The organism is Methylophilus sp. OH31 (genome assembly GCF_000576615.1).
Lineage (GTDB): Bacteria > Pseudomonadota > Gammaproteobacteria > Burkholderiales > Methylophilaceae > Methylophilus.
Window position 1 is genome coordinate 291,152 of sequence record NZ_BAUS01000001.1, and the last position, 11,889, is coordinate 303,040.

An 11,889-nucleotide genomic window follows, 5' to 3' on the forward strand; every position below is an offset into this window, starting at 1 on the left:
ACTTAAACACTGGAGCCGATTGTAATGAAATGGACCGACAGCCAGCGGATCGCTGAAGAACTCTATGACAAACATCCTGAAATAGACCCTAAAACCATCCGTTTCACGGATCTGATGCAATGGGTACTGGCGTTGGACGGCTTTGATGATGAGCCTGCCCATTGTGGCGAAAAAATCCTCGAAGCCATTCAACTGGCCTGGATAGAAGAAGCTGAGTAAATGACCACCTTCCTGCCAGCGTCCATTTTCAAAGCCTATGATATTCGCGGCATTGTCGGTGAGTCGCTGACGGAAGACATCGTGCGCCAGATCGGACTGGCGCTGGGCACACTGGCACAAGAGCGCGGCGAGCACAGCCTCTGCGTGGGCTACGATGGACGCTTGTCGAGCCCAACCCTGGCCGCAGCATTAACGGCGGGCATCGCAGACACAGGCACCAACGTGATTGCTCTGGGCATGGTCACCACCCCCATGCTGTATTTTGCGGCGCACTACCTGGCCCAGACCAGTAGCGGCGTCATGATCACAGGCAGCCACAATCCTCCACCCTATAATGGCCTTAAAATGGTGATTGCAGGTGAAACGCTCAGTAGCGAAGCCATTCAGGCACTCAAGCAACGCATTCTCCAGCAGCAGTTTGCCCAGCCACCACAGCCCGGCAAACAATCGTTTTATGATATTTATCCGGCTTACCAGGCGGCGATTGTGTCTGATATTCAGCTGGCACGCCCGATGCGGGTGGTCATCGACTGCGGCAATGGCGTCGCCGGCGCTTATGCACCGGCCTTGTTTAAAGCCCTTGGCTGCGAGGTCGAGCCCTTGTTTTGCGACGTGGATGGACATTTTCCCAATCACCACCCGGACCCGGTCGAAGCGAAAAACCTGCAAGATGTGATACGCACATTACAGACTAGTGAGGCTGAAGTCGGTATTGCCTTTGATGGCGATGGCGACCGCCTGGGCGTAGTCACCAAATCCGGCCAAATCATACGTAGCGACCGCCAGCTCATGCTATTTGTTGAAGAGGTGCTGATAGAGCAGCCGGGCAGCAAAGTCGTATTTGACGTCAAATCGACGCGCCACTTATCCCCTTTTATACGCGAGCATGGCGGCAAACCGGTGATCTGGAAAACCGGCCACTCACTGATGAAAGCCAAAATCAAGGAAACCGGTGCCGCCATGGGCGGCGAGCTCTCAGGCCACCTGTTTTTTAACGATGCCAAAGCAGGCAAGCCACGCTGGTTTGGCTTTGATGACGGCCTCTACAGCGCCGCCAGATTACTCGAAATCGTCAGCCGCAGCCCTGATGCCAGCGCGGTGCTAGAAGCCCTGCCCGATAGCGTCAACACCCCCGAACTGCAAATCGCCATGAAAGAAGGAGAGCCACATGCTTTTATTGCCAGCCTGCAACAGTCCGCACCATTTCCAGATGCACTTGAGGTGATCACGATTGATGGCCTGCGGGTGGAATATGCCGACGGTTTTGGCCTGATTCGCGCTTCCAACACGACGCCCGTCCTCACGCTACGCTTTGAAGCTGAGGATGAAACCGCGCTGACTCGCATTCAACAGGCGTTCAAACAGGTGTTAAGCAATACCAGGCCAGACTTGAAAATCCCGTTTTAAGCCACCATTGAATGAGCATGCACAATGCCACTCAAAAACGTTATTCACGCGGGCGCGGCCTGCTCTACACCCTCACCTGGCTGGCACTCGCCGCACTGGTGTGGGTGTTAGTCGATCGCGTACAACACCCCAACACCCTGGAGCAGATCGGCCAGCCAGAAGTCGTCAGCCTTAAACGCGGCCCTGACGGTCACTACAGTGCCGAAGCCCTGATTAACGGCGAACGTGTGCGCGTGCTGGTGGATACCGGCGCCACCGGCGTCGCCATCTCACAACATGTTGCAGACCGTTTGGGGCTAGCCAGTCGGGATGCGATTAATACACACACTGCCAACGGCAATGCCGTGTCTTACCTGGTGCGTTTGAAAACCGTGCAATTAGGCGGCGTGATCGCGCATGATGTGGCGGCGACGATTTCACCTGGACTGGAAGGAGACGCCCTGCTCGGCATGAGTTTTCTGGGGAGAATGGATGTCAGGTTGTATCGGGGAGTGATGACGATACGGGATGGTGAGGCAACACAATAAACTTGAATCATTTGCGCGGACAAGCCACTTGCCCACGCAAAATAAATACTTAGGGTGCTTCAGCAGGGAGTGGCTTGCCTTGTTTGACGATATTCACGGCCTGTGCAAAGCGCTTATGAAAGGTCGTTTCAGTTAAGGTCGTTGCCACGTTCACCGTTACACGGCGTTTGGTCACCACGGTGACTTTGGTGTCGTCATCTTTCACAGGCTCAACCCACGCGCCCATCACAGCACCCCATGAAACCAAATTGACGCCACTACTCGTGAGCATATAGTGCTGATCTCTATGCTCCTCAATTGCGTCGGCCCCTTCCCATCTGAATACTGTTTTAGCAATTTCCCAGGCTTGTGCTTCGGTGACTGCATAATTCTTCGTCGTACCCTCTGCACCACTTTGTTTAACTTTGACAACATCTTGCATGGTCGAGCAACCAGAAACAGCAATCGCTAATGCCACCAAGGTGGTGCTGGCGATTTTTCTTGTGATATTCATTTTTATTCTTCCAAGTGATTAAGTAAAGATCGGTTAATCCAATCCGGCGAAACATTAGCAGATTTCAAGCAGCAAAGCCATGTTGCGCACACATCTACTTTCTCACACCATATTCCAGTACAAAATACTGCGGATTGAGCCCAGCCAGCGGCACGCGCAGCTTGGCCAACTCAGCGTCCGGGCCATGCACTTCAATACGCACCAGTGTAGAAACTTCGCCCATTTCATGCAGAATCGGGCGCAGATTGTCGAGGTGAGCCAGCAGTGCCTCCGCGTTCTCAAAGCCTTCCCGGCAATGTGCGAGGTCACCGTCAAAACTAAAGCCATAATACAAACAGCCAGGCTCACGCGATGACCACTCGACATACTTTTCACAGATGGCGCGAAAAGCGGCAGTTTTGCCAGCATGGATTTCGAAGTAAGGGGAAACTGAGCAGCAGGTATCTTGGGTGGCCATAACGTGATTATTATTGTTTAAAATTAATTCGCCAGCTCTGCGCCCTCAACCACGACGCGGAAAAACTGTAACGCAGCCTGGTCTTGAATCCGGATACCAGTTGCTACCGAACCGCGCTTGCCTGGCGCAATGCCGCCGGTAATCAGCATAGAGCGCGTCTGGTCCACCAAACGTCCACGGTTGTCGTATTGCAGCATGCGCACTTGAACACGCCCAACTGGCACGCTGCTATTATTTTGTACCGCAGCGTAGACCATGCCGGTGTTATCTGCCAGCGGGCCAGAAGGCAGGTAGCGCGCCGGGTTGCGCGGCAAGTCTATGCGCATGGCGCGGCCAGCGGCTTCTTTGCCGATTTCGGAGTCTGAACTGGCGGCTAACTGGTAATGTTGCAAGGCAAGTGCAGTTTCACCACGCCCTTCGGCAATCTGGCCGAGCAAGGCATAGCCAGGTGCGGTCGGCAGCAAGGCATTGGCTTTTTTCAAAAAAGGTTCGGCTTGCGCTTTTTTGCCATCATTAAACAAGGCAATACCGCTTTGCACATAGGGCTTGAAATAATCCGGCTGCATTTGGATCGCCTTGTCGTAAAACGCCAGCGCTTCCGTGGTGTTTTTCTTAGTCAGGGCAATATCGCCCAACAGCTCCTGAAAGCGTGCTTCGTGCGGCTCAATACTAATGGCTTTTTTGGCCAGGGTTTTGGCTTTCTCGGCATCGCCTTTTTGCAGTGCCTCTTTGCCTTCGTCATAAGCTTTATAGGCCTCACGCGTGGCCATCAACTTGGCGACCTTTTGTGCATAGACGTCTTTACCCATGTCACCGCCTGCGCCCAGCTCCGTCAGCGTTTTTTTGTTGTCATCCACCCGCTCTTGTGAAGGCGGATGGCTGGCAAACAAGCCGCTGATAAAGTCCTGCCGTTTGCCTTCACTCAGGCGCACAAACGTCTCTTGCAAAGTCACGGCTGCGGCCGGATCATAGCCTGCCAGTTTCATGTACTTCATGCCATAGTGGTCAGACTCTGATTCAGCATCGCGGCCATATTTGCTGGTAATCAGCTGACCACCCAGTTGTGCGCCGCCGACAACCAGGTTGGCGTAATTAGAGTCTCTCGTGGCCAGGCCGACTGCCAGCATGGCCCCTTGCATAAACATGCCACGCTCCATGCCTTTGGCACCATGCCGCGCCGCTGCATGCACAATCTCATGGCCCAACACGGCAGCCAGTTCGGCTTCGCTATGCAGTTCATAAAGCAAGCCACGGTTAAACGCGATTTTGCCGCCCGGCATCGCCCAGGCATTAGGCACCGAGTCATTGAGCACTACAAACTCATAGGGCAAATCGGGACGGTCTGATACGGCCGCCAGCTTTTGTCCCACCTGCTGCACATAGCGCGTCAGTTCGGCATCCAGCGTGTAATCACCACCTTGTGACTGACGGGCAGGACTATAGTTTTGCTGACCCAGCTGAATCTCTTTATCCTGCGAGACAAACTGGAACTCGCGCTCTTTGGTCACCGGATTGACGCCGCAGGCCAGTAGGCCCACAGAGAGCAGCACCGGGCAAAAAATACTTTTTTTAATCATTGTCATTCTGCTGTTTCCCCATCCAGCCGCAGCCATTCGGCCTTAAGTAATAACCGTTGGCTGCTGTCTGCCGGTGAGTTGCGGCAACTGCGAAATCTGGTGTGATACGCTGATCAGCTCCGCCAATGCCTCTTGTGCATCCAGCTGCTGCTGTGCAGCATCCTCAGTAAAGGCTTCGAGGTAAACGCGAATAGTGGCGCCTTCAGTGCCGGTGCCAGACAAACGAATGACCACACGTGAGCCGCAAGCAAACAGGATACGTAAACCCTGGCCAGTGCTGACTGAGGCGTCAACCGGATCGGTATAGCTAAAATCATCCACTGCTTTCACGGTATAGCTGCCAAACGCCTGGCCTGGCAGGTTGGCAAATTGCGCCTTGATGTGAGTGATGACGGCATTGGCCTGCTCGGTCGGGACGCCTTCGTAATCATGGCGCGAATAGACATTGCGGCCATACACTTGCCAGTGTTTGCGCACCAGCGACTCAACGCTCTCGCCCGTCGCGGCCAGCAAATTCAGCCAGCACAACACCGCCCACAAACCATCTTTTTCACGCACGTGGTCGCTACCGGTGCCAAAGCTTTCTTCACCACACAGGGTCACGCGGCCAGCATCCATCAGGTTACCAAAAAATTTCCAGCCGGTAGGTGTTTCGTAGCAGGCAATGCCGAGTTTGGCAGCCACCCTATCCACTGCACCACTGGTCGGCATGGAGCGCGCCACGCCAGACAAGCCTTTGGCGTAAGCAGGAATCAGTTTGGCATTCGCTGCAATCAGCGCCAGGCTATCAGACGGCGTGACAAAAAAATGGTTACCCAGAATCATATTGCGGTCGCCATCGCCGTCAGACGCTGCCGCAAAATCTGGCGCTTGTTCGCCATAGGCTATTTTGACCAGGTCTTCTGCATACGTCAGGTTCGGGTCCGGGTGACCACCACCAAAGTTTTCCGACACTTCGCAATTGATCAGGCTATCCGCCGAGGCGCCCAAGCGATGAGTGAAAATCTCCTTGGCATACGGCCCGGTCACCGCATGCATGGCATCAAACTGCAAGCGATGGCCTGCCGCCAACCAGCGCTTGATGGCAGCGAAGTCAAACATGCTTTGCATGAGGTCCGCGTAATCAGCCACTGAGTCAATCACTTCGACCTCAAAGCCATCCAGCGTGGTCACGCCTATGCTCGACAAATCCACTTCAGGTAAATCGATCAGTTTGTATTGTGTAATGTGTTTGCTATTGGCAAAAATGGCATCGGTGATTTTTTCCGGTGCCGGGCCGCCATTGCTGGTGTTGTATTTGATCCCGAAATCGTCATCTGGCCCGGCCGGATTGTGGCTGGCCGAGAGGATGATGCCACCAAAAGTTTGGTATTTACGGATGATGTTGGACGCAGCCGGGGTGGACAGGATGCCGTGCTGGCCGACCAGTACCTTGGCAAAACCGTTGGCGGCCGCCATTTTAATAATGACCTGAATGGCCTCTTTATTATAGAAGCGGCCGTCACCACCAAGCGTTAAGGTCGCATTGGCAGGAATCTCCAGCGTATCAAAAATACTCTGCACAAAGTTTTGCAGGTAGTGCGGTTGCTGAAATACACGTACTTTTTTGCGCAAGCCGGAAGTACCAGGTTTCTGGTCAGAAAAAGGATTAGTTGCGACAGTTTGAATCGACATGCAAGCACACTCTTTTTTATTAATGGACTGCTTTGATTGTATTACAGATTCATGTCAGTTTTTTTGCTACACAGACGATTTCCTCACACTTTTTATCATTTCCCGTCCCTGCAAACTACGTAAAATCATGAGCCGCTTTTACGGATTCGCTTCAGGGTAGTTTTGAAACACCGGCGTATAGTCACAGTCATACAAGTACATCAAGCACGATGTACTACCAAACAACCAAAGGAGACTATCATGTGGACTAAACCAGCTGCTACTGAAATGCGTTTTGGCTTTGAAGTGACGATGTACGTTATGAACAAATAATCAGCACTTAATCTTAAGTATCAAGATTGCGCTGAACAAAAAAACCGCCGGAATACGGCGGTTTTTTTATTGTCTGCCGCTGTGAGCTTAGGCAAGCTGTGACCACAACAGGTTGATACTCACTGCCATCAAGAAAACAGCAAAGATACGTTTTAACACCTTGACCGGTAAGCGCTTGGTCAACGCCACGCCTGCCGGGGCAAATAACACGCTAAGCGGTGTAATCAGCATAATAGCGGGCAAATAGAGCAGGCCAAATGTATCTGGCGCATGTGTCGCCTGTCGGGCAGCGTCTTGCAGATAACTCACCGTGCTCGCCAATGCAATCGGGAAGCCCAGTACCGCCGACGTACCAATCGCCTGTTTCACAGACACATTACGCATGGCCAGATAAGGCACCGTCAACGTGCCGCCACCGATCGACACCAGCGCAGAGATCACACCGATCAACAATGACACCAGGCTGATTTCCACCTTGCCCGGTATTTTGTGCTGGGTGGGTTTGCGATCCAGGAATAACTGAATCGCCGCAAAAAAAGTAAAGGTAGCAAAAAACAGCGTCAAGTAAAACGCATCAAGGTGAATCGCCACCAGGGTTGCCAGCAAGGAACCAATAAACGCCATCGGCACCATGGCCCAGACATACGGCCAGACGATATTCTGGTTTTTATGATGCGCCAGAATGCTGGACAGCGAGGTAAACACAATGCAGGCCATTGAGGTCGCCAGCGCCATATGGAAAGCCGCATCAGCCGAAAAGCCCTTGGCCACCAGCATGGCATGTAACATAGGCACCAACACAATGCCGCCGCCTATTCCCAGCAAACCAGACAGCACACCAACCACCACGCCGATCAGGCAAAACAGCGCATATTGCTCAATAAAAAGTTGTATCCAGTCCATGCGACACTCATCCGTTGAAAGCGCAACAGTATAACGGCTGACTCAGCACCATTTGCATATTTTTCTTTACGCTGACCTGTAATAATTTTTGTTACAATAATCAAATGAGTGATCAATATGTGAAAAAAGCAGGTGGCAGACGGGCGGGCGCGGGCCGTAAACCGGGCTCTGGTTTATACCAGGAAAGCACCACCGTGATGCGCGTGCCTGTCAGCCAGAAAACCGTGATTGGTGACTTGCTGGCGGCCTATGCCAAACAACAGCAACAACGGCAAAACAGGGAGAGTCTGAACAGTCCGCAAGTTTTCGCGTTTCCTGACAGTGCAGCACAACCGATGGCAGTGCCGCTCTATGCATCCAAGGTACCCGCCGGATTTCCCTCCCCGGCCGATGACCATGTTGAGCAGCGCCTGGATCCTAGCGCATATTTGATTGATCAGGCCGACACCACTTTTTTTGTCACCATACAAGGTGAGTCGATGATAGAGGCCGGTTTGATGCCGGGCGATAAGGCGGTCGTAGATAAAGGTAAATCAGCCGTGGTCGGCGATATTGTGCTGGCAATGATAGATGGTGAGTTCACCATTAAAACGCTGGCCAAACAACAAGATGGCACACCAAAATTGTTGCCGGCAAACTCGTCTGGCCGCTATATGCCTATCCTGATTCAAGCGCCCATGCAGTTTGAAGTCTGGGGCGTAGTGATAGGCTCATTCAGGCGATTCAGGTAACAAAAACAGTGCTGCAGGCAATAAAAAACCCGGCGCCTATTGATCATGGGCAACCGGGTTTCATGAACGCAGATGAACTTATTTGTTCATCACGTACATGGTTACTTCGAAGCCGAAACGCATTTCGGTAGCAGCTGGTTTAGTCCACATAATGATCTCCTTTTTTGATTCCCCGAACCGACCCCATGTCTGGCTCGTGTGAATGTATTATCGGCCCATGCCGCAACAATCCTGCTATTGCGGATCATGAACAGCGTTTAGGGAATTTCATGAAACACCCCTCATGCAAATGAATATGCCAGCATTCAATCAGCCTGCCATCAGGGCGATGGCGCTTGTCGATGTCAATGATTTTTACGTCAGCTGCGAACGTGTGTTTAACCCCAAACTGCGTGGCCGCCCGGTGGTGGTGCTCAGCAATAACGATGGTTGCATTATCTCCCGTAGCGCAGAAGCCAAAGCGCTGGACATCCCCATGGGTGCGCCGTGGTTCAAGGTACGCAAATATGCCGAGCAAGAGGGGGTGATTGCCTATTCGTCAAATTATGCTTTGTACGCAGACATGAGCAATCGTGTGATGTCGGTGCTGCGGCAGTTTAGCCCGTCACAGGAGGTGTACTCAATTGACGAGTCATTTCTCGACTTGACTGCGTTTTCCAGGCGTGACCTGACCGCCTATGCACAGCAACTCAGGCAAACAGTGCTGCAATCGACGGGCTTGCCAGTGTGTGTCGGCATTGCCAGCAGCAAAACGCTGGCAAAACTGGCGAATCATTGTGCCAAACAACACATCACGTTGAATGGCGTCTGTAACTTCAACACCCTGCCAATCACATCGGTAGACGATACCTTGCGCGATATCGACGTCAGCCACGTTTGGGGCATAGGCCGCCATTTGAGCAAGCACATGCATGATGCAGACATTCATACGGCCTATGACCTCAAGGTCAGCGATGCGGCGACTATGCGCCAGCGGTTTAACGTGGTGATGGAGAAAACCGTGCGCGAATTGAATGGCACGACTTGCCTTGAGTTAGAACAAATACGCGGCCCACAGCAGCAGATTCTGAGCACGCGCAGCTTTGGCCGTCCGGTGCGTGACTTGCAAAGCCTGGCAGAAGCCGTCACGCTATATACAACCCGCGCTGGCGAAAAGCTGCGCAAGCGCCGACTGTATGCAGGCAGTGTCTACGTCTATATCCGCACCAGCCCTTTTCGCAATGCACAACAGCAATACGATAATAGCCTGCGCCTGCCGCTCCATATCGCCACCAACGACACCTTGCAACTGGTACAGGCAGCCCTGCTGGCCTTACGGCAGATTTACCAGCCAGGCTATGACTATATGAAAGCAGGTGTATCACTAGGCGAATTGGTGACAGCGGAGGCGCAGCAACAAGATTTATTCCAGTCCACGGCCTCGCACGAGAAAACAGGCCGCTTGATGCATGCCTTGGACACTATCAATCAAAAAATGGGCAGAGCCACCCTCAAACTGGCGAGCGAAGGAGTACAGCGCCAGCAACCCTGGCGCATGAAGCAGGCGCTTAAAAGTCCTGCTTACACCACCAGTTGGGACGCGCTATTAAGAGTGGACTAATCAGTCGCCAAACCTTAAGCCGTTTTAGATACAGACACCGAGCTAAAAGTGACCGCACTGATGACCAGCATGGCACCAAGCAACTGCGCATGATTAGGCGGCACATGCTCAAACGCCGCAATCACCATGGTGGTGACTGGCACGAGGTTCATAAAGATCGCCGCTTTTGAGGGCCCAAGATTCGAAATGCTGGCATTCCAGAACAGATAAGCCAGCACTCCGCCGCCTAGCGACATCGTCAGCAGTGCAGCCCCGGCATGTATGGTTGGCACCACAACATGATCGCCATGCATGATGGCAGCAATGCTCAACGCCATCGCCCCGACGGTCATGATGCCCGCAGTATTCGCAATACCGCCCACCTGTTTAGGCATCATTTTTTTGACCAATACGTTATAGAGCGCCCAATTTAGCGAGGCAATCAGGATGTAGATATCGCCAACCGCAATCGTCAGTTGCGCGCCCGCACCCAGCACCACGATTGCCACACCCGCAATACCAATCGGGAAGGCCACCAGTTGCTGTGTGCTTGGCCTGTCGCGCAAAATCACATAGCCCAGCACAGCCGTCAGCAAGGGATTCAAGGCCATAATCAGGGCGCCATTGATGGCAGAGGACGTTTCCATGCCCAGAAAGAAAAACAGGTTAAAGCCAAATACGCCAACCACTCCTAGCGTCAGATATGCTTTCCAATGCTGCGCAGGAATCGCCTCTTTTCGCATTTGTGCAATCAAGACCATGACAGCCGCAGCCAGCACATAGCGACTTGCGCCCGCGACATAAGGCCCCATTTCAGCAATGACCGGGCGCGCCAGGTTGAAATTAGCGCCCCAGAAAATCGCTGCCATGGTGGCCATTAAATAGGTTTTGAAGTGATTCATTTAATTTTATATACCGTTCGATTTTTTAAAAGTGGCCGCATTTCAATGCCGCAACAAATCCTTATAGCCTGTGTCTGCTTCAGCCGTCAATCCCTTCCACAATAAACACCCGATATTGCGCGCCCTGGTGCCTATGCTTAACGGCCTGCTGATATTGCGGACTGTGGTACCAGGCTTCGGCTGCTTTGACGGTGGGAAAGCGATGGATTAAACACCCCTCAAAGGACGGGCCTTCGAGGATATTGAGCGCGCCATATTTCACCAGCGGCGTGACCGCATGCCCCTCCCGGGCGAGAGGGGCCAGGCTGGCATAAGTATCCATGGCGGCCTGATCCGTGGTCTGCTCACGTATCATGACCACGTAGGCACTCATGATGTTTGCGCACCTTGTAGACGTTGTACAAGAGACTGTGCGGCTAAGGCAGACGACGCCGGATTTTGCCCGGTAATCAACAAACCATCCTCGACCACATACGGTTGCCAGTCAGCGCCTTTTGAAAAAATACCGCCATGATTGGCCAGCATATCTTCGACCAGGAAAGGGACGACATTGGTTAAGCCAACGGCTTCTTCTTCAGTATTAGTGAAACCTGTGACTTTCTTGCCCGCCACCAGCGGGCGACCATCTGGCTGTTTGGCATGGCGCAATACGCCAGGCGCATGACAAACCAGCGCGACAGGTTTACCTGCATTCAATGTCGACTCGATCAAGCTAATGGAGTCGCGGTCCTCTGCCAGGTCCCACAATGGTCCGTGCCCGCCTGGATAAAACACCGCATCAAAACCATTATGTGACACCGAACTTAAGGGCACGGTCGTCGCCAGGGCTTTGCCTGCTTCTGCATCGGCTTCAAAACGTTTGGTGTCCGCCGTTTGAAAAGCGGGATCATTACTTTTAGGATCCAGCGGCGGCTGGCCGCCTTTAGGCGATGCCAATGTCAATTGCGCACCCGCAGCCTTAAACGCGTAATAAGGCGCAGCCAGCTCTTCGAGCCAGAAACCAGTTTTGAGGCCGGTATTACCCAGGGTGTCATGCGAGGTGAGGACGATCAGGATGTTCATTTAAAGCTCCTTAGTGATTAAGTGATCAGGTGAGTCCATCATGAAC

At 52.9% G+C, this 11,889-nt stretch carries 15 protein-coding genes; 6 read left to right on the forward strand and 9 right to left on the reverse strand.

Going from position 1 to position 11,889, the window contains the following annotated elements:
• Positions 1 to 24 precede the first annotated feature (24 nt).
• The 3 genes from iscX to OH31_RS01245 are packed head-to-tail and all read left to right on the forward strand — an operon-like array spanning position 25 to position 2,153.
• Positions 25 to 219, forward strand: a complete 195-nt coding sequence (gene iscX / locus OH31_RS01235) for a Fe-S cluster assembly protein IscX (RefSeq protein ID WP_024929307.1) — start codon at positions 25 to 27, stop codon at positions 217 to 219.
• Complete coding sequence (locus OH31_RS01240) at positions 220 to 1,626, forward strand: phosphomannomutase/phosphoglucomutase (RefSeq protein WP_024929308.1); 1,407 nt, start codon at positions 220 to 222, stop codon at positions 1,624 to 1,626. It abuts the gene before it with no gap.
• An 11-nt stretch (positions 1,627 to 1,637) separates the two neighbouring features.
• Positions 1,638 to 2,153 carry a TIGR02281 family clan AA aspartic protease gene (locus OH31_RS01245; protein ID WP_024929309.1) on the forward strand — a complete coding sequence of 172 codons (516 nt, stop codon included), beginning with the start codon at positions 1,638 to 1,640 and terminating at the stop codon, positions 2,151 to 2,153.
• Positions 2,154 to 2,202: 49 nt separating this feature from the next.
• On the opposite strand, the gene OH31_RS01250 is transcribed toward OH31_RS01245, so the two are convergent.
• The 4 genes from OH31_RS01250 to OH31_RS01265 form a co-directional block, all read right to left on the reverse strand.
• Positions 2,203 to 2,646 (reverse strand): hypothetical protein, encoded by a 444-nt coding sequence (locus tag OH31_RS01250; protein WP_019883004.1) that lies wholly within the window; start codon positions 2,644 to 2,646, stop codon positions 2,203 to 2,205.
• Between the two features lie 94 nt (positions 2,647 to 2,740).
• The gene (locus OH31_RS01255) at positions 2,741 to 3,103 is read right to left on the reverse strand and encodes a putative quinol monooxygenase (RefSeq protein ID WP_024929310.1); all 363 of its coding nucleotides are present in this window, start codon (positions 3,101 to 3,103) and stop codon (positions 2,741 to 2,743) included.
• 23 nt (positions 3,104 to 3,126) lie between these two features.
• Positions 3,127 to 4,680: a M48 family metalloprotease gene (locus OH31_RS01260; protein ID WP_024929311.1), complete on the reverse strand. Its 1,554-nt coding sequence runs from the start codon at positions 4,678 to 4,680 to the stop codon at positions 3,127 to 3,129.
• Positions 4,681 to 4,722: 42 nt separating this feature from the next.
• Positions 4,723 to 6,354, reverse strand: a complete 1,632-nt coding sequence (locus OH31_RS01265) for an alpha-D-glucose phosphate-specific phosphoglucomutase (protein ID WP_024929312.1) — start codon at positions 6,352 to 6,354, stop codon at positions 4,723 to 4,725.
• Positions 6,355 to 6,594: 240 nt separating this feature from the next.
• On the opposite strand from OH31_RS01265, the gene pqqA (OH31_RS14915) reads away from it, so the two are divergent.
• Positions 6,595 to 6,666 (forward strand): pyrroloquinoline quinone precursor peptide PqqA, encoded by a 72-nt coding sequence (gene pqqA, locus OH31_RS14915; protein ID WP_081624291.1) that lies wholly within the window; start codon positions 6,595 to 6,597, stop codon positions 6,664 to 6,666.
• Between the two features lie 87 nt (positions 6,667 to 6,753).
• Here pqqA (OH31_RS14915) and OH31_RS01270 read toward each other — a convergent pair whose 3' ends face one another.
• Complete coding sequence (locus OH31_RS01270; protein WP_019883010.1) at positions 6,754 to 7,569, reverse strand: sulfite exporter TauE/SafE family protein; 816 nt, start codon at positions 7,567 to 7,569, stop codon at positions 6,754 to 6,756.
• Positions 7,570 to 7,673: 104 nt separating this feature from the next.
• Here OH31_RS01270 and OH31_RS01275 point away from each other — a divergent pair, with 104 nt between their 5' ends.
• Positions 7,674 to 8,300, forward strand: coding sequence for a LexA family transcriptional regulator (locus OH31_RS01275; RefSeq protein WP_024929313.1), 627 nt, complete (start codon positions 7,674 to 7,676; stop codon positions 8,298 to 8,300).
• 78 nt (positions 8,301 to 8,378) lie between these two features.
• On the opposite strand, the gene pqqA (OH31_RS15335) is transcribed toward OH31_RS01275, so the two are convergent.
• Complete coding sequence (gene pqqA, locus OH31_RS15335) at positions 8,379 to 8,450, reverse strand: pyrroloquinoline quinone precursor peptide PqqA (RefSeq protein ID WP_081624291.1); 72 nt, start codon at positions 8,448 to 8,450, stop codon at positions 8,379 to 8,381.
• 145 nt (positions 8,451 to 8,595) lie between these two features.
• On the opposite strand from pqqA (OH31_RS15335), the gene OH31_RS01280 reads away from it, so the two are divergent.
• Entirely contained in the window at positions 8,596 to 9,900 is a 1,305-nt protein-coding gene (locus OH31_RS01280; RefSeq protein ID WP_024929314.1) for a Y-family DNA polymerase, read from the forward strand.
• A gap of 14 nt (positions 9,901 to 9,914) precedes the next feature.
• On the opposite strand, the gene OH31_RS01285 is transcribed toward OH31_RS01280, so the two are convergent.
• The 3 genes from OH31_RS01285 to OH31_RS01295 form a co-directional block, all read right to left on the reverse strand.
• Positions 9,915 to 10,781 (reverse strand): DMT family transporter, encoded by an 867-nt coding sequence (locus OH31_RS01285; RefSeq protein WP_024929315.1) that lies wholly within the window; start codon positions 10,779 to 10,781, stop codon positions 9,915 to 9,917.
• Positions 10,782 to 10,860: 79 nt separating this feature from the next.
• Positions 10,861 to 11,154 (reverse strand): DUF1330 domain-containing protein, encoded by a 294-nt coding sequence (locus OH31_RS01290; RefSeq protein ID WP_024929316.1) that lies wholly within the window; start codon positions 11,152 to 11,154, stop codon positions 10,861 to 10,863.
• Positions 11,151 to 11,843: a type 1 glutamine amidotransferase domain-containing protein gene (locus OH31_RS01295; RefSeq protein WP_024929317.1), complete on the reverse strand. Its 693-nt coding sequence runs from the start codon at positions 11,841 to 11,843 to the stop codon at positions 11,151 to 11,153. Before OH31_RS01295 ends, OH31_RS01290 begins: the two co-directional genes overlap by 4 nt.
• Positions 11,844 to 11,889: the final 46 nt, after the last annotated feature.